Origin of the sequence: Methanohalophilus levihalophilus (genome assembly GCF_017874375.1) — an archaeon.
Classification (GTDB): domain Archaea; phylum Halobacteriota; class Methanosarcinia; order Methanosarcinales; family Methanosarcinaceae; genus Methanohalophilus; species Methanohalophilus levihalophilus.
This window is the reverse complement of the sequence record NZ_JAGGLK010000003.1, coordinates 197,141-222,042: the sequence shown is the minus strand read 5'-3', so window position 1 is coordinate 222,042 and position 24,902 is coordinate 197,141. Positions and strand designations below refer to the sequence as shown.

Below are 24,902 nucleotides of genomic sequence, written 5' to 3'. Positions count from 1 at the left end.
GGATCTGATAGGTAAAATATATTTTAAAAAAACAAAGAAGGGGAAAAAGGTGAAAACAAGTTTTACCGCTTCCCCATTAAAGCATTTGAATCCCAGATCTTAATTTAAACCTTTTAAGATACGGGATTTCAGGTCACTCATCTTCAGATTTTCTCTTTTTCCAGAAGACAAAGAGCAACAATCCTGCCAAAAGTATAATTCCTGTAATCTGCAGCAAATTGTTTCCCTTATCACTGGTACTCACGTATGAGGTATCCAGATTTTCTGAATCCTGATCTGAAAGTGGATCGACTACTTCCTCACTGACAGGAGTAGAATCCGCATCTTCAATGATTTCAATCCCGGATTGCGCTTCTACTACTTCTTCATCACTCCAGAACAACAGCTTCTTGAGATAGTAGGGAAGGCCGTCACTTCCTGAGCTGGATGAAGAACTATACTGGTAGTCACAGGTCACAGCATATGGTGAAAATCCTGAAACATTTCTGACAATGAAGTAGGAATATATACCGTCATTTCCTGTAAGTTCAGGAGTATATGCCTGCCACGACGGGTTTGCCCAGTGTCTCAGGTACACGGTGCTGACTATCAGTGTTCCCCCGTCCTTTTCATTCATAACCCTGAATTCGATATTGCGGCTGTGGCTGTCATTGTTGACAAGTGTTTCGTTGTTGAAACTAATGTCAAGGTACTGGTAGATCGAAGATGCTGAGAAATCAATGCTTGATTGGTTTATGGAAGAAACATTCAGGACTTCCACCTTGATCTCTATGCCATCAGTATTGTTGGAAGTATTGAATGAAGCTCCGGTGATACTGCAGAGAAGGCCGTTATCATCCGTATCATTGTTGTTGGTTGTATTGAACACCAGATATTTTTCACTGCCGTTTATGGTGATATTTGGAGTGACATTTACAAGGATCTCAATATCTCCACCATCGGAAGATGAATTTGTCACGGTCCAAAGCCAGTAGTGTGTATCAGTTCTTCCAATGCTTTCGTTGCTTGCCTGTACTGACACATTGTAAGTACCTAAGAAGAAATCATTCTGGTTTATGTACTGGCTGCTGTTAATCATGCAATATGAAAGCTGTTCTGAATCATTCGTATTGTTGAACAACGTCACTCCTGTGCCATTAGCAGCGCTTCCGTCAATAAACCATTCAAAGCTTGAATAAAGTGTACTCTGGATGGTGAAATTCTGCTCTTCCCCGTATGCTGAAGTTACTTCCGAGCTGGAAGGTGATCTGGTGTATTCCGGTTCATCAGCACATCTGATGTTGTATAAAGTGCTGGATGTCCCGTTGGCATTAATTACAGTGAGGTTTACTGTGTAATTTCCAGATGTGAACGTATGCGTGATATTTTGATCTGTTGAATTGCTCCCATCCCCGAAGTCCCAGAGCCAGTTCTCCACAAGCCCTGATGAATTGTCAGTAAAGTTAACATTCAGTGGACTTATGCCTCTGCTCTGGTTTACACTGAAGTTTGCAATTGGAAGGATGGATACATTCAGAAGTACATTTTCTGTACTGTTGACATGCCCGAAGAGATCACCAAAACTGCAGTTATACGTCATTGAACTTACAAGAGTGCCGGAATCACTTGCCGGGATGGATATATTATATGAATAGTTTCCTGAATTGCTATTCATTTCATATTCCTGCCCATCTACCGTTATGTTGCACCAGTCAACTCCTACAACATCAGTAACATTGATCTCTACGGTGATAGTTTCTCCTGTGCTGGCATTCAGGACTTTCTCAATCCAGCTATAATCAGGTGCAATGGAATCAATTGTGAAGGTTACATCCCTTGCAGAAGAGTTATCCATTGTATCATTTGCATAAACACGGAACATGGCATTTTCCGTATTGTCCTCAGGAAGGGTATATGACATGCTGTTGGTACCCAGAAGGTTTCCTATCTGTGCCCATGTGCCGTTGAAGAACCAGAGATCGTATTTCACTGCATCTCCTTCAGCAGGATCCGTTGAGGCCCCCCAGCCAACAGTTAGGGACTGGCCACCCTGTTTGATCTGTGAAGTTGTTGGATTTGTGAATGCACCTGGTGTTGTTGGTGCGTCATTTACAGCATTTACATGCAATGTGACAGTAGTACTGAGTTGTGGGGTAGCATCACCTGACATCCCTCCATATTCAAGTAGATATCCACTTAGACTCGTACCGGTATGAGGAAGGTCGTTCCAGGTACCATAATTACTTGAATACATCTGGCCTGCATCTTCATTTGCTCCAGAATCATTTGGTTCATGACCGCCATAGCTCAAGGCAGGCCCGTTCCACTTATTGTACTCGCCCGGTATTGCCGAGCCCGTATAGCCATCTCCCTGATAGAACTGTCTTCCATTCCCGCCATCTTCTGTCCCCTCTGGACCGGTAACCCAACGCCATTCTCCTTCAACGGCATTGTCACTTGCTCCTATCCATGCATCAGCTTGTATCTTTTCCATGAGAAAATTATTTTCGGCTTCTGATGTGATAGTTGCCAGATACCCCTGTAGTCCTTCCATCGTTTTTGTATCTGCATTTGCTTTAGCTGCTGTCCAATCTGAAGTGTATGATACATACTCGTAATAATGTCCAGTATCTTCAAAATACAGTGTATTTCCACCCAGTACAAAAGTGATATTCCTGTCTGCAGTATTTGGATTTTCATTGGTATTCTCATATCTCACATTCCTGAAAGCTGCCTGATATGCGGCTGCATTTCCGCTTCCTGAAAGTGTAAGAATTCCGGTAGCTGTACTGAAACTTCCTGTAATACTGCCTGTAGTTGAATATCTTAGATAGTCCTGTCCGCTGACATAGCCATCTCCGATCTGAACTTTGGCCGACGTGTATGTTTCAGTACTACTGATAGTCAGTCCGGGATCAATGTACATGTCATCATTTTCAGTATAATTCACAGAACTGTTCGAAGCTGTTACTGTTGTTGCTGCCTGCGCAGTGGATATGCAAACAATACCGGTTATTAATAAGAATATAAACAAAAATGTTGATTTAGCCATAAAATTTCCTTCTTTTGCTACTATTATTGACTCAATGAGTTTAATGAAACTCCAATTTCCTGATATCGGAAATTAGAGGATGAAAAGTAATTGTGTTTGAGACACTGACATAAATTGAAATATTTTTCAAAATTAATCAGATGTTGGGGCTACTTTATTAAAACGCATCATCTCCCTCGTTTCATATCAAATATGTTAAAATTACTGACAACTTATTTTTTATATGATAATATGGAGTTATAGAATTTATAGGATTGCACTAAATAATCTAATTTGTGCCGCTCTTACTACCCTTTTTATGAGGGAAATATAATTTTATTAAATATATTAAAATGATATTTCTTGAAGCATTAGACAGTAATTTCTGGAAAACATGAGATTAAAGTTGTTTGACATGGAATGTTTGCCTGCTTTCAGCTCATTACAGTCATTACGACACTGTTTTTCGTAACTGTTTTCAGAATTAATCGTTCAAAAGCCATATCAAAAAGAAATCCTAACTTTAAATTGGTTGATAGAAAATACTCACTTGTAGAGTGGAAATGTTTACACTGTCATCAGATAATAAATTTTAAGGGGAGATGGCTTATGAAAAGAGGACGTGACTTTTCCTGGAAGGATTCGGATCATTTACAACAATTGAAAGACGAAACTATTGTGCCAATCCCACCTGAAAAGGAAGGATGGGACCCTCAGAAATATGCTTTTGTAGAGAGAAATCTTGAAAGGGTGAAGTGTGATCCACACAAATACGCCTTTGTGGAAAAGAAAGATGAGATTGAAATTGACCAATTTAAGGAAAAGGTTTCAAAAGCAATCTCTGACAAGCGGGCTAATAATGAATAAAAAAAACCTGTATTTCTTTAGCTAACATAGGACTTGAAAGAATAGAACACCACAAGTGCTTCAGATAGTATGCCCGGCAGAAAAGCCGGTATTTTTCTTCTTTAGTTTAACGTTTTTCAATAACTTGTATTTCTAAAGTCAGGCACTGAGGCAATGAAACTTCCAGCTTTCAAAAAGTTAAGATTCAGATCCTCCTTTTAGTAAACTTCCAAGCATAAATGGACTGTTTCATCCACAACCATTACCAAAACCTCATAAACCCTTAGTACAATATCAATATCGGAGGGAAAAATATGCAGTGTACCGTTTGTGGAGAAGAAAATGAAAACGAATACTGTGATGAATGTGACAAAATACTGAAAGAGATTATCAAGAGAGTAGGAGAAGAACGCTGGAGCGCCATTGATGACTCTTCGTATATCTACCCCATGATACAGAGAGCTGTCAAAGGGGAACTGACAGTTAATGACATAATTAATGCAATGGAAGTTGAAGATTAAAATACAAGAGAGCAGGGAACTTTATGGAATTTACAATTGAATAGCTTGCAAAATACAATGGTGTAGACAACGAAAAAATCTATATTGCCTACAACGGCAAGGTCTACGATGTGACCAACAGCGATCTCTGGATGGATGGGGAGCATCAGGGACTCCATGAAGCAGGAATGGATCTCACTGAAGAAATGGAAGATTCCCCTCATGAAGACGATGTCTTTGATGACTATGAAGTAGTGGGTACCCTCGTAGAGTAAAATTGTATGACAGAGAGGCTATTACAACCCACATATAGCCTCAAAATTATCCTTTTTTTGCCTTAATGGGTATTCCAATTGGCTTATGCAACAAATATATAAATGAGCCTGTTGATTCCAGACCATGGACAAGTATAGCCTAAGATGTCCTATTTGCGGAAAAGTCTACGGAAAATACAATATGACATGCCCTGCGGACGGGGCACTTCTAAGGACTGAATATTCTGACCGCCAGCTAAAAACCCTCGACCTTCCCGGAATCTGGAAATATTACAACTGGCTTCCGGTAAATGGTACTATTTTGGAAGGAAGCGGCAGGACAGTTACATACCGCAGCGAAGAACTTGCACGGGAGCTTGGCCTTGAAAAGCTCTACATCAGTTTTAATGGTTACTGGCCCGAGAAAGAGGCTTTCATAAGGACTTGCAGTTTCAAAGATCTTGAGTCCTATCCTACAATGCAGCGCCTGAAAGAGCAACACAGCGATGCTACAATGGTAGTGGCATCGGCAGGCAATACTGCACGTGCATTTGCGCACGTGGCTTCCCTTACAGATACACCGCTATTGTTGGTTGTGCCGGAAAGCGCAAAAGAAAGACTATGGATACCTGCAGAATCTACTGAATCCATATCTGTTGCAGCTGTAGACGGGGATTACTACGATGCAATTGAGATTTCATCACAGATTACCGAAAAAGACGGATTTGTAGCTGAAGGCGGTGCAAAAAACGTAGCTCGCAGGGATGGCATGGGAACTGTTCTGCTGGACGCAACCCTCACAATGAAACATCTTCCTGATCATTATTTCCAGGCAGTGGGAAGCGGAACCGGTGGAATTGCAGTGTGGGAAGCTGCCATGAGACTTATCGGAGACGGACGCTTCGGTGACCGCCTACCAAAACTTCACCTTGCCCAGAATATTCCTTGTGCACCCCTTTTGAACTTGCATGACGGAACACCAATAGACATAACATGTCCTGATCAGATGTGGGACGATGTACTTTTCAACCGTAAACCACCATACACCGTCGGAGGGGGCGTAAAAGATGCACTTGACGACACAAATGGTGAACTATACGGTATCAGCAATGCAGAAGCTGAAGAAGCAAAAAAGCTGTTTGAGGAACTTGAAGGCATTGATGTCCTTAACGCATCATCAGTTGCCGTTGCTGCTTTGATTAAAGCTGTGCATGTAGGAAAAATCAACCCAGATGAACTTGTTATGCTAAATATCACAGGGGGAGGTGTCAAGCGGGCAATGGAAGAATTGCCTATAACTTCCCTTGATATTGACATCACTGTCTCTCCAGACAAGAATGACAGTGTGCAAAAGATCCTTGATGTTACAAGTGAAAAAATCCTGTAAATACCAGCTTAACCGCGCGGGGAAAAATGGATCCTACCATTGAAGTTTTCAACTCCATGAAGGAAGAGGGAATTGATTTTGTGGTCAGTGTACCATGCATCAACCTTCAGGAACTTATTCCCATGGTGGATGCTGATCCTGATATAATCCATGTTCCTGTCACAAGGGAAGAGGAAGGAATCGGTATTTGCGCAGGAGCGTACATGGGAGGGAAAAAACCTGCCCTGCTAATGCAAAATTCCGGCCTTGGTAATTCAATTAACGCACTTGCATCACTCAACAGTCTTTTCAAAATCCCAATTCTGATGATAATCAGTCACAGAGGAGTTGAAGGAGAACCAATCTGTGCACAGGTCCCTATGGGAATAAAAACCCCTCCACTGCTTGAGACAATGGATATCCCGTATTTTAACCCCTGCCTTGAGGGAACAAGGGAAACGATTGCAAACGCCATGAAAACAGCTTACGAAGACAAGACACCTGTAGCAGTGCTGCTTGAAATCTGCTTCTGGAGCGAACAATGAAACGCATTGAAGCGATCGAAATCATTGCAAAGCGGGCCGAAGATGTGAATGCCCTTCTTGTTGCAAACATCGGTTTTCCATCAAGGGAGCTCTATTTCATATTTGACAGGAAAGAAAATTTCTACATGCTTGGTTCCATGGGACTTGCATCATCCATCGGGCTGGGACTTGCTCTTGCAAGACCTGATAAAAGAGTCATTGCAATTGACGGAGATGGTTCCGTCCTTATGAACATGGGCAGTCTCGCAACGATTGCCAACCAGCACCCTGAAAATTACATTCTTGTAATAATTGACAACAGCAGTTACGGGTCCACCGGAAGCCAGCCGACAGCCACATCCGGCAAAACAAACCTCGCATCTGTTGCAAAGGGTGCAGGGATTGAAAGCGTCTACGACATCTCAAATCCTGATGAACTTAAAGAAACTCTCAGTAAAGTCGATTCAGGAGTAATTCTTGTAAGAGTGCCTCCGGGAAATGAAAAAGTTCCAATAATACCCCTTTCACCTGAAGAAATCATTGAGAGATTCATGGAGATCTCCAGCGATTAAATTTCCCGGCTAAAAGTTTATTATGTGTCATATACACATTCTAAATGATGAAAAGCAGTGCTTTGTTTCTCGCATTTTTGCTGGTTATGACATTGCCACTTATGGCAGGTTGTGCTGAACCAGCTGAAAAAAGCACAACTTCATCCCGGCTTCACGACCTGAATAACGTTGATATTTACAAACTGACTATCGATGAATCGAATCTGGTTCTTTATTACAGCGTCAAAAGTGAACCCAGCACATTTTATACAAAATACGTAATCGAGGGGAATGTTTCAAATATAGGTGATACCGGCTCCGTATACTGTGAAATAAACACTACATTCCATACCAGCACCGGAGAAAACCCCCTGGCTATAGACAACACTGTGGAACCCTGGATTAAAGAGAAATTAAAACCCGGTAAAACGGAAGATTTCATGTTTGAGAAAAGCTTCCTCCAATCATCAGGTACTGTTGTCCAAAAATACCGTATTAATGTTGTACACGGATGACCTGTTGAGGGAGAATAAAATCCAACTGGCATAAAAAAATTGATGCCAATCGGTAGCAAAAATTTGGTTATGAATATATCCGCTCAATCATCCCGTTAACCTTGAAATTGCCTTCTTCTATCTGCTTCTTTAGATCATCGGCCATTTTCAGGGCGCGTTTTCTATCAGATTGCCGGACCACAATCGGAATGTCCATTGACTTGTCCTCGTACTCAAACTTAACAGAGCCGAGATTTGCTTCAAACACTTTCTCCGGACAGTTTGTAGAGCATAACCCGCAGTTAAAGCACAGGTTCCTGTCCAGACCGACTCCTTTTTTGGCAAAGAAAATGGCTTCTGTGGGACAATCTTCTTTTGACCTGCATGATTCACATTCCACACATCTTGATGGATGGAAAGAAACTTCCAGATCAACGCCTGACCAGGCATCTGCATAGCTTGTAGTGGCAACCTGAACTCGTCTGTCGGCATCCATCACAGGCATTGGAGTATTAGAATCGGTTTGCGTAATCGCTTCAAAAACGGAATCATCAACTACGGGAATTGCAACTGCCCATGAAGCAATACATTCCGGACCAGCTGAGGTTATGAATCCGCCCATATATTCCGGAACCATGGAATGCATATCCGCCATGGCAATGAGATTTGGTTTCTGCGGACTGCTGCGGGTACCGCTGCCAAGAACAAAACCTTCTGCACCATTGAATAATATGCGTGTACCAATACCAATTCCATGAAGTAGAGGATCGTTTTTGACCGGACTTATTTCCCCGCATCCAGACAATGTAGCTTCGGTTGCATCCGGCCCGAACTCAGTGGCATGGAAAATAGTTGATACTGGATATGATGCCAGATTTGTAAATGCACTGTAATTCTTGAATGTGTTCCTTGTTGAAAACAGGCGTGCAAAAGGCATGTCGTTTATTGAAACTGTGGATCTGAACTCATGCCCTTCATCAGTACGAACATGGACTTTGATCTCCTTTCCCGCTACTATGTCCCGGAAAAGATGACCTCCGCCGTAATTCTCAATTTCATGGCTGTGGGATGTGCCGAAAACCATTAAATCAAGGATTCCGAGACGTTCGTTTGGACATGGACCGACATGTGCGGGAACCCCGTTAAGATGAACATCGACAGCCCTTGTAAACTCTTCAGGGGCTTTCACAGGAAAAGAAAGAACCGCATACGTTCCACTCATGACACCGCGGGTTGCAGTGGTTACCACATCAACATCTTCAAAACCAATTTCTTTCCCCTTTTTAACAAGTTCGCATACCTGCTGCGATGTTAATACTTTGGCTTCTTTTCTATCCAGTTTTTCGATTATTTCGTTTAGCGAAGATTCCATTGACCAAACCCCTTTAGCCATCATTTATGTTTATATTTACAAAAAGATCCCCTAATTGTTCCATTTCTTCATGTTTACCCATAAGTACAAGGATATCCCCTTCCAGCAGTTTTACATCACCATCAGGGCTTGTCATAACATTAAGTCCCCGCCTTATGGCAAGTACGGTAATTCCAAGATTGCGACGTAAGTCCAGTTCTTTCAAAGTCTTACCGACAACTTCCGATTCCAGCGGAACACGCAGGGAAATGATGTCCACATCCGGGATATCAAATTGCATATCTGCCAGTGAGAAATGCTCAGGTGATATGCTGCGCAACATTTCATAACTATCCGATCTGACATCCGCTATGAATTGCTTAATCTGATCTTCCGGAACAAGATACCGACGAAGGAGTCTAACGAATATTTCCACGGATGTTTCAAACTCTTCCGGAATAACCTCATTTGCACCGAGTTCGTAAAGCGGCTCAACTTCCTGCAGGTAACGGGTTCTTGCAATAATATGGATATTCGGATTCATGGAGCGTGCCATCCAGGTTGTTCTCCTTGTACCAGGCGCATCTGAAATACCTATTACCATAGCCTTTGCGGTGTTTATAGAGGCATGCTCAAGCACTGATTCCTGTGAAGCGTCACCATAGAATATAAGATGGCCTTCTTCGAGCCCATCCCTGACACTCTGCGGATTGCTTTCAATAACAACATAGGGAATTCCGGCAGCTTTTGCGGCCTTTGCAACCGTATGTCCGTTAAACCCAAATCCCACGATAATCAGGTGTCCGTTTAGCTGGACATTCCTGTCCGGCAGGAAAGACAATTTGTTCGATAGCATGCCCTTTTTAAGACGTTTTGGAATGGGCAACTTTACGACATTGTCCGCAACCTGCGGGGAAATCGCAATTGCAACTGATGTTGCTGCCATTGTAAGAATGGATATATCAAGGAAAATCTGGTAGGTATGGCTATCAAGAATCCCGGCGTCCAGACCGAATTTTGACAGGACGAATGAGAATTCACCTACCTGTGAAAGAGCAATACCTGTAAGAACTGATGTTCTCATCGGGTAACCCATCATTGATGACACAAAACCGGAGATGAACGATTTACCCAGCATCACAAGTGCTGCCAGAGAGATCATCATAAGTGGCCTCTCAAGGAAGAAGCTTATGTCAAGCAGCATTCCCACTGATACAAAGAAAAAGCTCAGGAAAATATCACGAAACGGAAGGATGTTCCCCAAAGCCTGGTGACTGTACTCAGATTCGGAAATAATCAGACCCGCAAGGAAAGCACCCAGAGCAAGGGATAAGCCGATACTTGCAGTGAGCAATGCGACAGCCAGACAGATTACAATGATACTTAGCAGGAATAATTCAGGATTTCGTGTCTTGGTGATCTGGAAAAGAAGGTATGGGACAACCCATCTGGCAGCAACCAGAACAAACACGATGATACCAAGTGCCATAGCTACAATCTCAAGAATGGCACCTATTCCTGATTCACCGGTGCCCGCAAGGATAGGGGTGGCCACAATCATCGCAACCACGATAACGTCCTGGAAGAGCAAAATTGAAAGGATGTTTTTCCCGTGGAGAGAATGCAATTCGGCACGGTTTTGCATTATTTTCAGTACTATTGCAGTACTGCTAAGGGATATAAGGAAACCGAGGAAAATGGCCTCGTTGTACGAATAACCCAGATATACTGATGCAATAAACGTAACTGCGCAGGTAATGAAAACCTGAAGAAAACCTCCAACGAAAACCATTCTTTTGAGCTTCCATAAATCCTTGATGGAAAGCTCTACACCAATGCTGAAAAGAAGCAGGATAATACCGATCTCCGCAAGAAGTTCAACTTCCTCTACTGCGGCAATCAGACCCATCCCGTAGGGACCTACAAGGATACCTGTGAACAGGAAGCCCACAATTATTGAAAGCTTGAGCTTGTGGGATATATACAGGATTGCAATAGACAATCCGAAAATTATTATTAAATCATTTAGAAGAATGGCTTCCATAAATTAATCTCCGGCAAGCTTCAGAACAAAGTCCAGATAAGTCTGCTTTAGATGTTGATTTTTATTTTTATTTCAAACCCAGCACACCTGCAATTTCAAGCCCTTCACTGCCAAGTTCGGAAAGTTCGTCGAAAACCTCTGTTTTTGATAGATATTTTTCAGTGCGAGTACCATCCTGTTGCTCGATTTTTATGGTAATTTCCCCATCAACATAGCCACGATGGAGACATTCCCTGATGATATCCGAATACTGTTCAGCTACCAGCTTCAGGCAATCAAAGACTTCCGTATTGCGAATAGCATCTTCCCCACCAAGAAGAAGTGAAGTAAGTCTCTGACTCTTAATATGAGACCGTACATAGTCAATTGTAGATGTAAGAAGGGAATTAATTTCTTCAAATTTGACTGAACGGACAAGCATACCGTCAGCAGTAACATCAACATCATCCAGGAAAATGTTGAGATTTTCATCCTCAGAGAGGATTTTCATTGTCTTATCTCCCTTCTTGCTTTTGAAAATCACTTCGGTACGGGCTGAACCATCATAATCAAAAGTTGAAAGCAAATAATCAGAGACCTCTTCCATTTTTACTTTTGCTTCTTTGGAAATAAAACCTGTTTTCGCCCACCTGGGTAAGAAAAGGGAACCCATAAGGTATTTTACTGTTACAAAGGAACGATCGAATGTGAGATCACACTGGTATTCCATGAGACCAAGATCTGCTATCAGGACGCCTTTCATATTATCAATGGATTGTGAAGCAGAATAACGTTTTTCAGCACCATAAACCCCGCCTTCAAACATTGGGTTTAGCATTGAAAGTATTTTTCTCGTAACAGAAGTCATTTCGTCATCGAGTTCTTTTGATGCGGAATCCAATTGGGAGGTTAAATCTGTCCTCCCACTTTCTGCAGAAACTTCACATGTTTTGGTAACTGCTTCCCGGTACTTCAGGACTTCAGTATTTTCAGTATCCCCGATAACCGAATCTATACATTCAAGCATCTTTTCATGGGCCACATCGAGTTCTTTTAGCTGCGATTCCAAACTCGCAGTCATTTCCCTAATCTGTTCGGTTTTCTCAATTGCACCACTTTCTACCGGGAGAACCTGCTTGCAAGTTTCCATGAAATCACGCATATCTCGAATAAAATCACGTTGCACCGGTAACTCCGTTGAATCCTGAAAAGTGTATTTCATAAAACCCCGCCTATAGCATTCGCTTATGTGAATCTGTATTGCAACCAATAAATAAATTGCTACAACAGGAGATGAAAAGATTAGAGAAGAACCTCTCTAACCGGTTCAAGAATCATATTCATGTACTTTGCAGCACCGTTTTTAAGATCCATCGGGTGAAGTGTACCATCTGCAAATACGGATTCAAGATCTGCATAGTTTTTGCATTCAAGATCCCCGCCAAATTTTTCCGGCCTTTCAAAAACAACCGTTTCGTAGCGTGGGATGATATGATAGCGGAATAATGCAAGAACCGGATTATCCTGCACTTCACCTGCAGGACAGAATGCTTTTTTCAGTTTCTTCTTGATTGCAGCTTCATCATCGTCAACAGAAATGTAATTTTCACTGGAGGAAGACATCTTTTTCCCGTCAAGCCCCAGCAATATCGGCGTGTGTATGCAGATAGGAGCTTTATAACCAAGACCAGGAAGTCCTTCCCTTGCCAGCATATGGATCTTACGCTGGTCAATTCCACCAACAGCAACATCCACACCCAGCATAGCAATATCAACTGCCTGCATAATAGGGTAAACCATCTGGGATACTTTTGGATCATCCATTTTCCTTCCCACTTCATCCATGCTCCTGCGGGCACGGTTCAGGGAAGAAGAGCAAGTAAGTTTCAGGACATTCAGCATGTAATCGGGACTCAGCTGAAAATCCGATCCGTAAACAAAGTTGGTCTTTTCAGGATCAAGACCAAGAGCAAGGAAACATCTCTTATTGTAATCTGCAATCTTGCGCACTTCTTCGAGAGTGCCTTTCTGGTTGAGGTAAGCATGCACGTCAGCAAGCAAAACAGTTACCTCAAACCCTGCATTTTGTAAATCCAGGAGTTTGTTGACAGTAAGTACGTGCCCAAGATGGATTTTACCGCTTGGCTCATAACCGGTATAGACAGATGGTGCTTCTTTGGATTCCAGCAGCTCTGACAATTCCTTCTCGGTTACGATTTCCTGTACATTTCTTTTGATAAGATCAATTCTCTCCATAGATTCACCGCACATCGATAATGTGAAACAGATATAAAGATATGAACACCCTTATTCAATCTAACGTTATATACCTTTTGAGATAATCCGCTCCTTCCTCAGTACTAAAGAGAGGGAGCTCCCACTGTTGCGTAATGCGGCTACGTGTAGAGACAGTAGGTTCCTGCCTGGAAGGATCAAAGCCTTCTATAGGATATTCTTCCCGATGGACAGCAATTCCACGCCTTTGCCATGCGGAAACCTTGGCAATATTAATTCCCCTCTGGAATAGCAGTTCGTGAATGTCGCTGGACTTTTTCCCATATAATTCATGGAAGGCCTGTTTTTCGGTGATCCCTTCCGAAACAAGTGTGTAGAAACCATATGAAAAAACACAATTCCGCCAGGCTTCAGCCTGCCTCCATTCCATATAGGATGAAATTTGATCCGGTTGTATAGATACGATCCTTGAATCAAAGGATATCGGAATGTCAAGTTCCATTAAAAGAGTAAAAGCACTGCTTAAAAAACTGGGGATAATGGAATCCAGTTTCTCAACCCGGCCGTTAAACGGAAGATCGGCAAAAACAATGCTCGCTTCGTCTGAAAAAGTGTACGCAAATGAGGGATTAAGCCCGCTCTTTGTGAAAAGAAGCTCCAATGAATGTGCCATTGAAGAAGCAAGTCTCTTATCGTAAGGTTTCTCGCATCCGAGTTCATTAAGAGTATTCTTAAAGTTCCTTCCGTCAATGCGAATGATAATGGGAGGCGCGCAACGCAAATCAGAATAGATCTCCCGGTCTTTCATAATGGAAGATCATTCCTCTTCTTCTGGCTCTTTTTTCTGGAACCGGTTAACAACATCCCTGATAAGGACAATGTCGCCGCTGGTAACTACCCAGCGATAGGGTAAAATGACACCACGGGTAGGAACATCGAACATCTTCCTGTTTATATCAGTAACAGCAAGGCCGCTTACTTCCCCACCCTCAACATTGAGTACAACGTCATTTACTTTTCCCACATGGGTACCGGAAGTGGTGTAAACATTAAGACCGAATAATGATGTGATATCTGCGCGCATGTTATTCCCTGTCAGCTTTGTTATTTAGAAGTAAAACGTAAATTCTACCTATAAATACATTTTCTTAAACAATAAATAGTTTAGGTAAAAGCTTACTTAACATTGGTTTTTTAGATCATTTGCTACCAACAAGTATATATTATTTTCATCACAGCCTCCCTTTCACAGTGATTTCTCATGCTAACAAGTACCTATATTCACATTCCGGGCATCGGTAAGTCAGTTGAAAAGAAAATATGGTCAACTGGCACCCACTCGTGGGAGGATTTCCTCGAGAAAAAAGATATAATCCCGATTGCGGCTTCAAAATCCAAAAAGATATGCCAGGGAGTAGAGGAATCAATGGAAAAACTTGATGCAAATGATTCGGAATACTTCGCCTCCCTGATGCCTTCTTCAGAACACTGGAGGGGATTTCGATCTTTTTCCGATTCCGTGGCATATGTGGATATTGAGACCACCGGACTATCACCATCAAGTTCGAAGATCACTGTTATTGGAATATACAATGGAAAAGAAGTGAAGAGTTTCGTTCACGGAATAAACCTCGATGAAGTCGTTGAAGAACTCGCGAAATACAAGTATCTGGTAACCTTCAACGGGGCCAGATTTGATCTGCCTTTCATAAAAAAAGAATATCCTCAAATCGAGTTTAACCAGATGCATGCGGATATCATGTACTCTCTGAGAAGAATCGGATATTCCGGCGGTCTCAAGAAGATAGAAGTCAATCTGGGAATTTCAAGAAGCGAGGATACAACCGGAATCGATGGTTTTGAAGCGGTGAGACTCTGGAATCGCTATGAAAGAGGAAATGAGGATGCTCTTGACCTTCTTCTTGAGTACAACCGGGAAGATATCGTGAATCTGGAAAAGATCCTTGAACTCACATATGAAGACCTCATGGAACACACTTTTGGAAGCCGGTAAATTCAGATAAGGACAAAAATGAAACCTGATATTTCAAAATTCCCTGATCTCCCCGGCGTTTACCTGATGAAGGACGTTGACGGGAATATAATTTACATTGGGAAAGCAAAAGCCCTTAAAAAGCGAGTCAGCCAGTATTTCCATTCTCCTTCAAATCTTACAACAAAGACCCACCGAATGGTGGAAAAAATATCAAGCATCGATTACATCATCACCTCTTCTGAAATCGAAGCTTTGATTCTTGAAGCAAACCTAATCAAGAAAAACCGGCCGCATTATAATGTAGACCTAAAGGATGACAAACGCTACCCCTACATCAAAATTACAGTGAAAGAAAGATACCCCCGGATTTTCCTGACCCGCCGGCGCTTAATGGACGATGCTGTTTATTTTGGACCTTACACAAGCGTAAAACCTGTCCGGAAAACGCTTGACATGATTAACCAGCTTTTTCGCATCCGAAAATGCAGAAAACGTCTCAATGAAAAACCGCAGCGAGCCTGCCTGAATATGCATATTGACAGATGCATGGGGCCATGCACCGGGAAAGTGGACAGGGAAGAATACAGGAAAAATGTGGATACTGCCGTAAGGTTCCTGAAAGGTGATACGAGAGAACTGCTTGGGATGCTCACCCGACAAATGGAAGAATATGCCGACAAACAGCAATATGAGGCGGCTGCAACCACAAGAGATCATATAGAAGCATTGCATGATTTTGAAAAACAACAGAGAAGCACTGCCGGAATTGACGATCAGGATGTAATCGGGGTTGAATGTGACGAGAAAAATGCATTTGTTCAACTGTTCTTCGTCCGCAACGGAACCATGGTTGGACGGGCGGATTTCATACTGAACCGTGGAAAAGCGGAGATTGGAGAAATTATTTCAGGATTTGTGGAACAGTATTACAGGGATTCACCTGTACCTCCAACAATAATTGTCCAGGAAGACCCTAATGAGAAAGAAATCCTTGAAAAATGGCTCACAGCCCGTGCAGGAAAAGGAGTTTCCATTAAGACACCTGTAAGGGGAGAAAAGAAAAAGCTTATTGAAATGGCCAAAATGAATGCCTCTATGGCAATGGAAAGAGAGCATTCATTGAAGACCACAGGCGCATCTCCGGACAAAGCGCTGCTTATACTCAAGGAAAAAATCGGACTGGACACAATTCCCGAACACATTGAGGGATTTGACATATCCAACATCTCCGGAACCGATGCTGTCGGTTCCATGGTAGTTTTCCGTAAAGGAATGCCTGCAAAGGCAGATTACAGGCTTTTTAACATAAAAACCGTCGAAGGAATCGATGATTTCTCAATGATGGCTGAAGTTGTGGGACGCAGGTATCGGCACGCAAATGAGGATAAGAAAAACAGACCGGATCTGATTCTCATAGACGGAGGGGAAGGGCAGGTCAATGCGGCACAGCAGGCACTTGACGATCTTGGTGCAAACATTCCTCTTGTAGGCCTTGCAAAGAGATTCGAGCACATTGTATTTCCCAGAAATGCAGAGAAAAAAGTACTCATCCTGCCACACACATCCCCGGCACTTAAGCTGTTGATGCAGGTAAGGGATGAGTCACATAGGTTCGCTGTTACATCACACCGCAGAAAAAGAAGCTCACGTCTTTCACATTCTGAGCTTGATGCGGTGGAAGGCCTGGGGAAAGAAAAGAAAAAAGCATTGATCCAGCATTTTGGATCTGTTGAAAAAATAAGGCGGGCATCGGAAAAAGAGATAATGGAAGTCCCGGGAATTGGAAAGAAACTGGCTTCCAAAATCATATCCCATCTTAAGGGCTAAAACAGCTAAAAACACGACAGGTATTTAACGCATATCACCAGATTTCCTATTAGGGATTTACCCTGGGGGATTTAGATGAAATGCAGCAAAATACTGATAGCTGTGGCTGGTTCAGAGCATTCTAAAGAAGTGCTTAAACAAGGCCTTTCGACTGCAGCAGTTCTTGGTGCAGATGCACAGATAATTTATGTCATTCAGCCTCCTTCGCTGCTCTCCGGGCAGTCTTCATGGACGCCTCCACGAAGGATACTTGAGGAAGTGGGGAAAGATGTGTTCAACAAAGCCCGGAATATTGCAGATGAAAAGGGCGTTTCCATAAAAACAACAATCGCAGAAGGCAATGCTGCTGAGGAAATAATGTCCTTTGCGCAGAAAAGAGACATGGATCTTATCGTAATCGGAGCTGTGGGCGAGGGCGGATCTTCCATTGTCCGTGTTGGAGGAATTGCCGGAAAAATAGTCCGCAACGCAGGAAAACCTGTTCTTGTTGTCCACTAACAGGTTTTAAATATAATGCATTCCCACGCCCAACGATGAAAAACTCCCCTCACAAAGAGATAATGCGGGAACTGGATTTTGCCATTAATGAGCTTCAAGAACTGGAAGCATATCCACTTGAAAAGCTGGCAGAAATCGTTAAAGATGTAGGATTTGAATGCGAAAGATGCACGCGTTGTTGCACCAGAGAGTACAACGACCATGTGTTCCTGCTGGAAAAAGATGTGGAAAGGGTTCTCTCCATTGATCCTGATTGCACCGCTCCTGCCCCCTACTTTGATTTTTGTGACAAAAACGGAACATTTTATGTTGAAGGATATGCACTCCGATACAAAGATGATGGTACATGTAAATTCCTGAAAAACGGCCTCTGCAGCATTTACAATGAAAGACCATCCATCTGCAGGATTTACCCTTACATGCTCCACAGGGAAATGGACGAGGAGGGTAATCTTGACTGGAGGCAGGTTTCAGGACTTAACGAGCATGGGTACTACCATGTAGAAATGGATGATGAAACAAGCCTTGATATTGCGCGGCAGGTCAAGGAATATGAGGCTTTGTACCTGAAACAGAGAATTAACTTTTTCAAAACCGTACTGAAACACTTTGAACAAAACAAATTGCGTCATGTACAAAGGCAATATGATTTGCTAATGAGGAATTTTGATAAAGGGGAAGACGTTGGTGTGCTTGTTTACCACAAAGGTAAACTGCAGCCGCATAAACACAAAATCTGAAAAAGCATTATTCCCAGCTTCCGGTTACTTTTCCTTTCTGGGCAAGCCTTCCAAGAACACGATTAACTTCTTTTGAAACCGGCGAAGGGTGCGTGTTTTCATAAGGAGTTGATGGCAGGGGAGTCAAGTAATGGGCACGCACTTTCCCACCCTTCTGGCTAATCCACTTGATCATATCCACCGTGAGCATCTGATCCTCTTCTGATTCTTCAGGAAAACCAATTATGAAATCAACTGCCGGAACGATCCCGTGGGAGAAACATCGTTCAACTGAATCGATTACATCAGAAGTAGTGTGTCCTCTCATAATTGTTTTTAATATTCTCTCGCTACCCGACTGGGCACCGAGACTGAGGGTTTTGTTGGTGCAATATTGGTTGATTAGTTCGAGGGACTTGTCCGTAATAAATTCAGGGCGCACTTCCGAAGGGAAAGTCCCGAAATAGATTTTTTTATCTCCAAGAGCTGCGAGCGTAGACAGGAGTTTTTCAACTTTGTCAAACTCAGGTTTTATTCCATTGCCCCCGTATGCAAATGCATTGGAAGAAGTGAATCTCAGATCATCGTATTGCTTTGCAAACTTAACAATAGCATCAATGCTTCGATGCCTAACCTTGCTTCCAAAAAGCCGTGGAGTCTGGCAATACTTGCACCTCCAAGGGCATCCGCGGCTTATTTCAATCGGACCCCTCAAACCATCGGGATTAAAGCAGGGAAATTTGTCAAGATTGGCATGCGGTCTTGCAGGAGTTCGCACCACTTCCCCGTTTTCCACATAAGCTATTCCTCGAACAGCACTGACATCACCACCTGATTGTATTGTACTTACCAATTCCGGAAGTGTTTCCTCCCCTTCCCCAATGACTACGTAATCAAAGTGCTTCAAAGCATCTTCCACTGCTCCCGACGGATGCGGACCACCGGCAATGTAGATTGAATCGGTTTCGGAACTGTCAACTTCAGAATAAATCTCATCTCTCTGGGAAGTGCTGAAACTGTACATCATAATTCCACCCATCGGTTCCCGCACAAAGTCTGATTGTGAAATTAGAGGAGCAAGTACGGCAAGACTATAGGTGTTTTTCTTGTTCCATCGAAAATGAACATCCATATTGCAACCTCAAATCGTAACCAGTGAAAAAGGAACCAGGGTAAAGCAAAGTGCTCCCAGAATGAATGTAATTACTCCAACAGCCATGCGCCTGCTATCCAGCTTGCTTGAGTCGTCAAGTGGCGTAGGGTGGCCTGCTGCAGCGAAGAATAGCAAGAAGAATGACCAGAATATCCAAACTGAAGCATTCGCATCCATGATATATGCTACATAAAGAGCTACCAGAGCCAGTATAATTGGCATGGATGAAGAGATATGCTTTGCTTTTTCACCCAGCATTGCCCGCATTGCATGACCCCCATCAAGCTGTCCCGTTGGAAGCAGGTTCAGCAGCGTGACGAACATTCCCACCCAGCCAGCAAAGGCAACCGGGTGCAATATTTCCCCATCATAGCCAACCATCCATCCCAACAATTCAAACAACAGCGGAAGCTGGAGATCGATAACAAGTGAACCAGGTTCCGGTGAAAACTCAATGGGAGGTAGCATTAGTCCTATAATGGTAACGATAATTGACACCGCCAGACCCACCAGCGGACCTGCGACAGCTACATCAAATAGCGACTTCCTGTCAGGAATCGGCCCCTTGTGCTTGATTACTGCACCCATAGTCCCGATAATTGTGGGAAAAGGAATGAAGTAGGGAAGAGTGGTTTTCATGCCCCTGCGTTTTGCCATGAGGTAGTGACCCATCTCATGGGAACCCAGAACTGCCATTATTGCTATTGTAAAAGGCAGACCCTCAAGAATTGCAGAAGGTGATGAAAATACATCTGCACCGAACATGCTGGCACCTGCAAGCATAGTGGTGAAAATTGTGATTATTGCAAGTATGATGTTGGTCAGCGGGAATTTATCGTTATCCTGCGCAAAGGGTGTTGCTACAAGGATGTCCTCACCAAGGTTCGAGGTCAATTGCATCTGGTAACCTTTTGATGCAAATACAGGCCACAGGGATTTCTGGAGTACAGGTATTTCCACACGCGGAGTCCCGTAGAAATAAACAGCACCCTCATAGTAAGCTACTTCATAAACCTTGAAAAAAGGATGGACCTGTGAATATAATAGCTGCAACTCCTGCGGATTTTCCAGATCACTTTTTGAGCTTTTTCCTGACATGTTTACTTATCTTCAATTTCAATTGAACCTGAGTTGCCGTCCACTTTGACAATATCCCCATCCTTCAATATCATATAAGGGTCTTTCTCCAACCTGTCAACAAGGGGAATTTCGGAGATGATTGCACCCACTGCAACGATAGGCTCCGAATCGAGATTTATCATGGCTCGGGGAGCAACATCATTTTTATGCAACTGGTAGATGACATAAGAACCCACAGTGGAACCTTTACCGTAAGGAAAAACCAGAACCTTCCCGGAAATGGATTTACCGTAAAGCATGTGATCAGGGTCTACTATTTCCCCGGATTCAGGATCAACATTTCCGAGGAAAGAAATCGGATCTTTTGAAAGGAGGACTTCTCCTTTCCCAACTCCCCGTGATATTTTCCTGCCCTTAATTATCATCAGAAACCACCTTTTTGATGCAGTTTTCCACAGAGCAAAGAGTTGAATTTATCCTGCACATTCCCGGCACATAGTTATAGGCTTTCCCGGAATTCACAGCCATATGCTGGAAATTATTCGCAGCAGGGGAGACAACCATGCATGTATCACAAAGGACTTTTGCACCGCTTTTCTCAATCGTTTCGACAAGATCAGGGTATTTTTCAGCTATTTCCCGGGATGTGAACACCCAGAATTCCTTTTCTAATGTTTTCCCCGCAACCATATCTGCAATTGATTGAAGTTCTTCAGGAGAACAGTGTGGACATCCAACAGCAGCAATATCGCATTCTGAATTGCTGTCACTTCCTCCAACGGTTGCGTAGACTTCCTCAATATCGGATCTTTCGACAACGGAAACTTCCTCAGGGAACTCATAATTCATTTTCTGGGCTTCAAGAGTCACGTTTTCAATATGATACAATGCAACCGCACCCGATGCTGCCATAGCAGCACCAAGGGATTTGAGTTCATCCTTTGTGGGAACTGAAGTTAGTGAAAATATTGGAACCCGATTCCCGCTTATTTTACCGGCAACATACCCCAGTGCTCCGTAATCTGCGCCATGGAGCTCGCATTCCACACGAATCCCTACATTAGGAATCCGGTTCTCATCAAGATGATAACCGTAATTTGCAGTTTTACCCACAAGGGCAGCTGACAGGGCTGAAGGACCACCCTCACGGTTAGTTCGGGCACCTATTACCGAATTTGCGTAGGAAACCGCAGAGGATTCGCTCCATGCCAGATGATCACCATAGCCTACGGAAAACCCCTCAAGATAATATGGAGTGCAGGTACACATTGTGTTAATACCAAGGCTGCCGTATGCTTCTACAATCTGCTTCTGTTTTTTGGCAAATTCCTCGGAAATACCCATCTCATCCCAACGCACCATATCCATGCCTGCGGGATTTAGCACTGAAGGAACCTTCACCTGACCTTTGAGATCGGAAATCCATTCCAGACCCGCATCTCCAATGGTCTTATAAGATACGCCTGCAATCTGGGCGCTCTTTATCGGGATAAGCCCATCGGCACCGTAAATATCCCCGAGTGCAACCAGTATTTCCATTGCTTTTCGGAGGGTTTCACCTTCTTCACCCTCAAGAATGCATTCTTCTTCAGCGGTAAGATACATGAAACAGCCTCAATCGAGGGGCATCTTTGCCCTTTCGAATTTCTCGGATTCAGCAAGGACCTTGGTAGCATCAATACCCACTTTTGTGGTAGTTCCATCCTCAGCACCACGAGGATCAAGGGAGCTGCCCCTTACGTTGGGTATTATCATAATATCGGAATCACCTTTAACACGGGTTGCAAATGCAAATTCCACATCTTTCATGTCAAAGATGTCAATATCCTCATCCACAACAATCACATGTTTAAGGCTTGTGTGAGCTGCAAATGTCGCCATAATTGCGTTCTTCGCGTCACCTTCGGTCTGTTTCTCAATCTGGACAATGGCATGCAGATAACAGCATCCGCCTTCTGTGAGTACAACATTTTTAACAGTTGTGACTTCAGATACCGCACGGAATATGCGCGGTTCGTAGGGAACGCCCATCATAAGCAGGTGTTCCGAACCCGCAGGCAGGATCCCGTGATAAATAGGGTCCTTGCGGTGCAGAATACGTGTAATGTGGATTACAGGCTCCTTGCGAACCAGATCGTATGTGCCGGTGATGTCCACAAACGGCCCCTCATCAACCCTTTCCTCAGGGTCAATATAGCCTTCAAGTACAATTTCAGCATGCGGAACCTTTACACCGTTGCTGCATTCAAAAAGCTCAACCGGCCTGCCCAGAAGAGCGGAAGCATAATGGAATTCCCTGCCTTCGGGAACCCGGGTTGTTGATGCGAATGTAATAGCAGGATGAGGGGCGATTACAATAGCTACAGGCAGAGGCATGTTTTTTTCGGAAGCCTTTTTGTGAAGTACATAGGTATGCCTCGGTGGCACAAGGCGGGCGGCTAATTTGTCCTTTCCCACTACCTGAAGCCGGTGGATAGCCGCATTCATGACCCCTTCAAACTCAGAGACAACTATACCAGCTGTGATGTAGGGCCCACCGTCCTTCTCGAAATGAGTCATAATCGGCAATGAAGACAGATCGACTTCGTCTTCGATGACTTCCATCGTGGGCGATTCTTTTACAATCTGCACTTCACCGTCAGGCTGCACTTCGGAGAGTCTCCGGATGATGGAAGTGCGATCAACTCCCAGCATTGATGCCAGTTCTTCGCGGCTTCCAAGAACATTCATGATAGCTTTTGAGCCATCCACATCATGGAAAAAAACAGGACCCTCGGTGCTATGTGCAATTGAAGGCGCTTTGTATTTGGCTGATACAGGATCTTTAACTTCGGTCAGCCTGCCGGAAGAGCGAAGTTGTGTGATGAACTCTCTGAAACTCATTACAGATACTAATCAGAGAAACATTAAATATGTTATTCTTAAATATGTTATTCCAGGAAAGGAGGTCAGTCCCTCATTTAGATGAAATGGGAAGGAAAGGAGGTTTTGAGGGACTTTCCGTCTGTTGCAATAGTACTAAGTAAGTATAACTTGTATAAAAACAATTTTGTTTGATTTACAGGTATTATCCTTTCAGGTAACATACTCTTCATATTCATCGTATTCTTCTTCCTCTTCAAGGGATTCATTAATACGCTTGAGAACCTCGGCAATGAGCATCTGCACCTCTTCCGAGTGTTCCTCGGGAACCTCAACTCCTTCCACTTCCACCAATTCCCTGATGTCCGAAATAACATTGTGGATTACTGAAATCATCTGTTCCGTATCGAGAAGACCTGCATAATACGCGTAAAAAAAAGTGGCTCCACTACGGCGGACCTTCTTCTGGAATGCTGAATGTGCGTTTGAGACTTCCTGCCTTGAATACGGCCGCTCCACAAAAGGAGCCAGTTCAGGCAGGTTCTCACCAATCCAGGTCATTTCAGCCCGGTTGGAAGTGTTCCTGAAATCAGCGCAGAGACGGGCAATAACCCATTCCCTTGCCGTTAGATGAGTGCGTGATTTCAGGTAGCGGGTAACATCAGAATAGGACTTCCGTTCCATTTTCTTGAACTTTTCATACTGGTTCATTCGGACACCTTTACAACGTATTGCAACCAGTAATATACATTGTTACAACTGATTTAAGGTTATTCCCGCAAAAACAAGATCATAAAGTCAGCTCAAAGAATTCGCTTCAAAGCTTTCTTTCCCTCAAGCACATCCTCAAGGGAAAACACTTCCAGATTATATATTCCTTTAAAGCCACGAAGCTCTTTCAAAACACTGTAATCGATGCAGCCGCCACCCGGCGCCATGTGTATATCACCACAGTATTCGTCAGTCCAACACCCATGATTATCATGAAGGTGAACGTGGACCACGTGTTCCGACAATTGCCTGGCAAAGTGATTCAGCAATCCCTGATCACCCCTGCATGTAAGGTTTGCGTGACCAACATCAAAAGTAACTCCAAGAGCCGGAGAATCAACTGCATTTACCGCCCTTAGAAGTTCGGAATAGTCACAACACAGGTTCTCTGCATCTGTTCCTTCCTTGTTCTCAAGACCAAGAACAACATTCCTGTCCTGAGCAAAATCAGCAAGATGTTTGAGATTCTCAATCATTTTTCTGAAAGAATGCTCACGATCAGTATGAATCCTGCCCGGATGAATCACAACTGCCCTTGACCCAAGTTCAGATGCGAGCTCAATAGATTCTTCCATGAGTCTGAAATGGAGTTTTTTCATTGCGGAAAGATCGACTACGATTTCTGAAGGATAGTTCGGAGTATCGGCAAAATACGGAGCATGGATTGAAGTTTCAAGATTGCATGTGGAAAGCTCATCAATTATAGACTCAATTGCTTCCCTGATCAACTCATCAATATTATAGACATTCAACTTGGGAATATACAATTCCACAGAGTCAACGTGTTCATCCAGTACAGACAGGGAGGCAGCAAATGACGATGCTCCAATCATACAGAGTAC

General features: G+C 43.3%; 24 protein-coding genes and 1 pseudogene. 11 read left to right on the top strand and 14 right to left on the bottom strand.

Going from position 1 to position 24,902, the window contains the following annotated elements; translation table 11 throughout:
• Positions 1–133: 133 nt before the first annotated feature.
• Positions 134–3,031, bottom strand: a complete 2,898-nt coding sequence (locus J2755_RS08465; protein ID WP_209681985.1) for a PKD domain-containing protein — start codon at positions 3,029–3,031, stop codon at positions 134–136.
• A 588-nt stretch (positions 3,032–3,619) separates the two neighbouring features.
• Here J2755_RS08465 and J2755_RS08460 point away from each other — a divergent pair.
• The 7 genes and pseudogenes from J2755_RS08460 to J2755_RS08430 all read left to right on the top strand — a co-directional run bounded on the left by J2755_RS08460 (position 3,620) and on the right by J2755_RS08430 (position 7,566).
• The gene (locus J2755_RS08460) at positions 3,620–3,877 is read left to right on the top strand and encodes a hypothetical protein (protein ID WP_209681981.1); all 258 of its coding nucleotides are present in this window, start codon (positions 3,620–3,622) and stop codon (positions 3,875–3,877) included.
• 293 nt (positions 3,878–4,170) lie between these two features.
• The gene (locus tag J2755_RS08455; RefSeq protein ID WP_209681979.1) at positions 4,171–4,377 is read left to right on the top strand and encodes a hypothetical protein; all 207 of its coding nucleotides are present in this window, start codon (positions 4,171–4,173) and stop codon (positions 4,375–4,377) included.
• Positions 4,378–4,433: 56 nt separating this feature from the next.
• Positions 4,434–4,631: pseudogene (locus J2755_RS08450) on the top strand (cytochrome b5 domain-containing protein); the annotation flags it as partial.
• Positions 4,632–4,755: 124 nt separating this feature from the next.
• Complete coding sequence (locus J2755_RS08445) at positions 4,756–5,997, top strand: cysteate synthase (RefSeq protein WP_209681975.1); 1,242 nt, start codon at positions 4,756–4,758, stop codon at positions 5,995–5,997.
• Positions 5,998–6,023: 26 nt separating this feature from the next.
• Positions 6,024–6,521, top strand: a complete 498-nt coding sequence (gene comD, locus J2755_RS08440; protein WP_209681972.1) for a sulfopyruvate decarboxylase subunit alpha — start codon at positions 6,024–6,026, stop codon at positions 6,519–6,521.
• Positions 6,518–7,072 (top strand): sulfopyruvate decarboxylase subunit beta, encoded by a 555-nt coding sequence (gene comE / locus J2755_RS08435; RefSeq protein WP_209681969.1) that lies wholly within the window; start codon positions 6,518–6,520, stop codon positions 7,070–7,072. The genes comD and comE overlap by 4 nt, the downstream gene beginning before the upstream one ends.
• A 44-nt stretch (positions 7,073–7,116) precedes the next feature.
• Entirely contained in the window at positions 7,117–7,566 is a 450-nt protein-coding gene (locus J2755_RS08430) for a hypothetical protein (protein ID WP_209681966.1), read from the top strand.
• A gap of 67 nt (positions 7,567–7,633) precedes the next feature.
• On the opposite strand, the gene J2755_RS08425 is transcribed toward J2755_RS08430, so the two are convergent.
• From J2755_RS08425 to J2755_RS08400, 6 genes are all read right to left on the bottom strand, one after another.
• The gene (locus tag J2755_RS08425; RefSeq protein ID WP_209681964.1) at positions 7,634–8,917 is read right to left on the bottom strand and encodes a methanogenesis marker 16 metalloprotein; all 1,284 of its coding nucleotides are present in this window, start codon (positions 8,915–8,917) and stop codon (positions 7,634–7,636) included.
• A 13-nt stretch (positions 8,918–8,930) separates the two neighbouring features.
• Entirely contained in the window at positions 8,931–10,940 is a 2,010-nt protein-coding gene (locus J2755_RS08420; protein WP_209681963.1) for a cation:proton antiporter domain-containing protein, read from the bottom strand.
• Positions 10,941–11,007: 67 nt separating this feature from the next.
• Positions 11,008–12,141 carry a hypothetical protein gene (locus J2755_RS08415; protein ID WP_209681961.1) on the bottom strand — a complete coding sequence of 378 codons (1,134 nt, stop codon included), beginning with the start codon at positions 12,139–12,141 and terminating at the stop codon, positions 11,008–11,010.
• Between the two features lie 80 nt (positions 12,142–12,221).
• Entirely contained in the window at positions 12,222–13,175 is a 954-nt protein-coding gene (locus tag J2755_RS08410) for a tyrosine--tRNA ligase (protein WP_209681960.1), read from the bottom strand.
• Between the two features lie 55 nt (positions 13,176–13,230).
• Positions 13,231–13,962, bottom strand: coding sequence for a tRNA(His) guanylyltransferase Thg1 family protein (locus J2755_RS08405; protein ID WP_209681959.1), 732 nt, complete (start codon positions 13,960–13,962; stop codon positions 13,231–13,233).
• A gap of 9 nt (positions 13,963–13,971) precedes the next feature.
• Complete coding sequence (locus J2755_RS08400) at positions 13,972–14,238, bottom strand: PRC-barrel domain-containing protein (protein ID WP_209681958.1); 267 nt, start codon at positions 14,236–14,238, stop codon at positions 13,972–13,974.
• 177 nt (positions 14,239–14,415) lie between these two features.
• Here J2755_RS08400 and J2755_RS08395 point away from each other — a divergent pair, with 177 nt between their 5' ends.
• From J2755_RS08395 to J2755_RS08380, 4 genes are all read left to right on the top strand, one after another.
• The gene (locus tag J2755_RS08395) at positions 14,416–15,168 is read left to right on the top strand and encodes a ribonuclease H-like domain-containing protein (RefSeq protein WP_209681957.1); all 753 of its coding nucleotides are present in this window, start codon (positions 14,416–14,418) and stop codon (positions 15,166–15,168) included.
• Positions 15,169–15,186: 18 nt separating this feature from the next.
• The gene (uvrC, locus tag J2755_RS08390) at positions 15,187–16,977 is read left to right on the top strand and encodes an excinuclease ABC subunit UvrC (RefSeq protein WP_209681954.1); all 1,791 of its coding nucleotides are present in this window, start codon (positions 15,187–15,189) and stop codon (positions 16,975–16,977) included.
• Between the two features lie 75 nt (positions 16,978–17,052).
• Positions 17,053–17,475, top strand: coding sequence for a universal stress protein (locus J2755_RS08385; RefSeq protein WP_209681952.1), 423 nt, complete (start codon positions 17,053–17,055; stop codon positions 17,473–17,475).
• Between the two features lie 35 nt (positions 17,476–17,510).
• Positions 17,511–18,215 carry a YkgJ family cysteine cluster protein gene (locus J2755_RS08380; RefSeq protein ID WP_209681949.1) on the top strand — a complete coding sequence of 235 codons (705 nt, stop codon included), beginning with the start codon at positions 17,511–17,513 and terminating at the stop codon, positions 18,213–18,215.
• Positions 18,216–18,222: 7 nt separating this feature from the next.
• Here the strand turns inward: J2755_RS08380 and J2755_RS08375 are convergent, their stop codons facing one another.
• From J2755_RS08375 to J2755_RS08345, 7 genes are all read right to left on the bottom strand, one after another.
• Entirely contained in the window at positions 18,223–19,326 is a 1,104-nt protein-coding gene (locus J2755_RS08375; protein ID WP_209681946.1) for a TIGR04013 family B12-binding domain/radical SAM domain-containing protein, read from the bottom strand.
• Positions 19,327–19,335: 9 nt separating this feature from the next.
• Positions 19,336–20,445: a site-2 protease family protein gene (locus J2755_RS08370; protein WP_209681944.1), complete on the bottom strand. Its 1,110-nt coding sequence runs from the start codon at positions 20,443–20,445 to the stop codon at positions 19,336–19,338.
• A 2-nt stretch (positions 20,446–20,447) separates the two neighbouring features.
• Positions 20,448–20,852 carry a DUF126 domain-containing protein gene (locus J2755_RS08365; protein WP_209681941.1) on the bottom strand — a complete coding sequence of 135 codons (405 nt, stop codon included), beginning with the start codon at positions 20,850–20,852 and terminating at the stop codon, positions 20,448–20,450.
• Positions 20,842–22,032, bottom strand: a complete 1,191-nt coding sequence (locus J2755_RS08360) for an aconitase X (RefSeq protein WP_209681939.1) — start codon at positions 22,030–22,032, stop codon at positions 20,842–20,844. Before J2755_RS08360 ends, J2755_RS08365 begins: the two co-directional genes overlap by 11 nt.
• Before the next feature lie 9 nt (positions 22,033–22,041).
• On the bottom strand, positions 22,042–23,310 hold the full coding sequence (locus J2755_RS08355) for a UbiD family decarboxylase (protein WP_209681936.1): 1,269 nt from the start codon (positions 23,308–23,310) through the stop codon (positions 22,042–22,044).
• 192 nt (positions 23,311–23,502) lie between these two features.
• A complete protein-coding gene (locus tag J2755_RS08350) occupies positions 23,503–24,000 on the bottom strand; it encodes a DUF5806 family protein (RefSeq protein WP_209681933.1) in 498 nt (165 codons plus the stop codon).
• A 92-nt stretch (positions 24,001–24,092) separates the two neighbouring features.
• A complete protein-coding gene (locus tag J2755_RS08345) occupies positions 24,093–24,893 on the bottom strand; it encodes a sugar phosphate isomerase/epimerase family protein (RefSeq protein WP_209681930.1) in 801 nt (266 codons plus the stop codon).
• Between the last annotated feature and the right edge of the window lie 9 nt (positions 24,894–24,902).

Excerpts from the sequence above, each read along its gene's own strand:
- J2755_RS08465 (WP_209681985.1), bottom strand. The coding sequence starts at position 3,031 with ATGGCTAAATCAACATTTTTGTTTATATTCTTATTAATAACCGGTATT.
- J2755_RS08460 (WP_209681981.1), top strand. The coding sequence starts at position 3,620 with ATGAAAAGAGGACGTGACTTTTCCTGGAAGGATTCGGATCATTTACAA.
- J2755_RS08455 (WP_209681979.1), top strand. The coding sequence starts at position 4,171 with ATGCAGTGTACCGTTTGTGGAGAAGAAAATGAAAACGAATACTGTGAT.
- J2755_RS08445 (WP_209681975.1), top strand. The coding sequence starts at position 4,756 with ATGGACAAGTATAGCCTAAGATGTCCTATTTGCGGAAAAGTCTACGGA.
- comD (WP_209681972.1), top strand. The coding sequence starts at position 6,024 with ATGGATCCTACCATTGAAGTTTTCAACTCCATGAAGGAAGAGGGAATT.
- comE (WP_209681969.1), top strand. The coding sequence starts at position 6,518 with ATGAAACGCATTGAAGCGATCGAAATCATTGCAAAGCGGGCCGAAGAT.
- J2755_RS08430 (WP_209681966.1), top strand. The coding sequence starts at position 7,117 with ATGATGAAAAGCAGTGCTTTGTTTCTCGCATTTTTGCTGGTTATGACA.
- J2755_RS08425 (WP_209681964.1), bottom strand. The coding sequence starts at position 8,917 with ATGGAATCTTCGCTAAACGAAATAATCGAAAAACTGGATAGAAAAGAA.
- J2755_RS08420 (WP_209681963.1), bottom strand. The coding sequence starts at position 10,940 with ATGGAAGCCATTCTTCTAAATGATTTAATAATAATTTTCGGATTGTCT.
- J2755_RS08415 (WP_209681961.1), bottom strand. The coding sequence starts at position 12,141 with ATGAAATACACTTTTCAGGATTCAACGGAGTTACCGGTGCAACGTGAT.
- J2755_RS08410 (WP_209681960.1), bottom strand. The coding sequence starts at position 13,175 with ATGGAGAGAATTGATCTTATCAAAAGAAATGTACAGGAAATCGTAACC.
- J2755_RS08405 (WP_209681959.1), bottom strand. The coding sequence starts at position 13,962 with ATGAAAGACCGGGAGATCTATTCTGATTTGCGTTGCGCGCCTCCCATT.
- J2755_RS08400 (WP_209681958.1), bottom strand. The coding sequence starts at position 14,238 with ATGCGCGCAGATATCACATCATTATTCGGTCTTAATGTTTACACCACT.
- J2755_RS08395 (WP_209681957.1), top strand. The coding sequence starts at position 14,416 with ATGCTAACAAGTACCTATATTCACATTCCGGGCATCGGTAAGTCAGTT.
- uvrC (WP_209681954.1), top strand. The coding sequence starts at position 15,187 with ATGAAACCTGATATTTCAAAATTCCCTGATCTCCCCGGCGTTTACCTG.
- J2755_RS08385 (WP_209681952.1), top strand. The coding sequence starts at position 17,053 with ATGAAATGCAGCAAAATACTGATAGCTGTGGCTGGTTCAGAGCATTCT.
- J2755_RS08380 (WP_209681949.1), top strand. The coding sequence starts at position 17,511 with ATGAAAAACTCCCCTCACAAAGAGATAATGCGGGAACTGGATTTTGCC.
- J2755_RS08375 (WP_209681946.1), bottom strand. The coding sequence starts at position 19,326 with ATGGATGTTCATTTTCGATGGAACAAGAAAAACACCTATAGTCTTGCC.
- J2755_RS08370 (WP_209681944.1), bottom strand. The coding sequence starts at position 20,445 with ATGTCAGGAAAAAGCTCAAAAAGTGATCTGGAAAATCCGCAGGAGTTG.
- J2755_RS08365 (WP_209681941.1), bottom strand. The coding sequence starts at position 20,852 with ATGATAATTAAGGGCAGGAAAATATCACGGGGAGTTGGGAAAGGAGAA.
- J2755_RS08360 (WP_209681939.1), bottom strand. The coding sequence starts at position 22,032 with ATGTATCTTACCGCTGAAGAAGAATGCATTCTTGAGGGTGAAGAAGGT.
- J2755_RS08355 (WP_209681936.1), bottom strand. The coding sequence starts at position 23,310 with ATGAGTTTCAGAGAGTTCATCACACAACTTCGCTCTTCCGGCAGGCTG.
- J2755_RS08350 (WP_209681933.1), bottom strand. The coding sequence starts at position 24,000 with ATGAACCAGTATGAAAAGTTCAAGAAAATGGAACGGAAGTCCTATTCT.
- J2755_RS08345 (WP_209681930.1), bottom strand. The coding sequence starts at position 24,893 with ATGATTGGAGCATCGTCATTTGCTGCCTCCCTGTCTGTACTGGATGAA.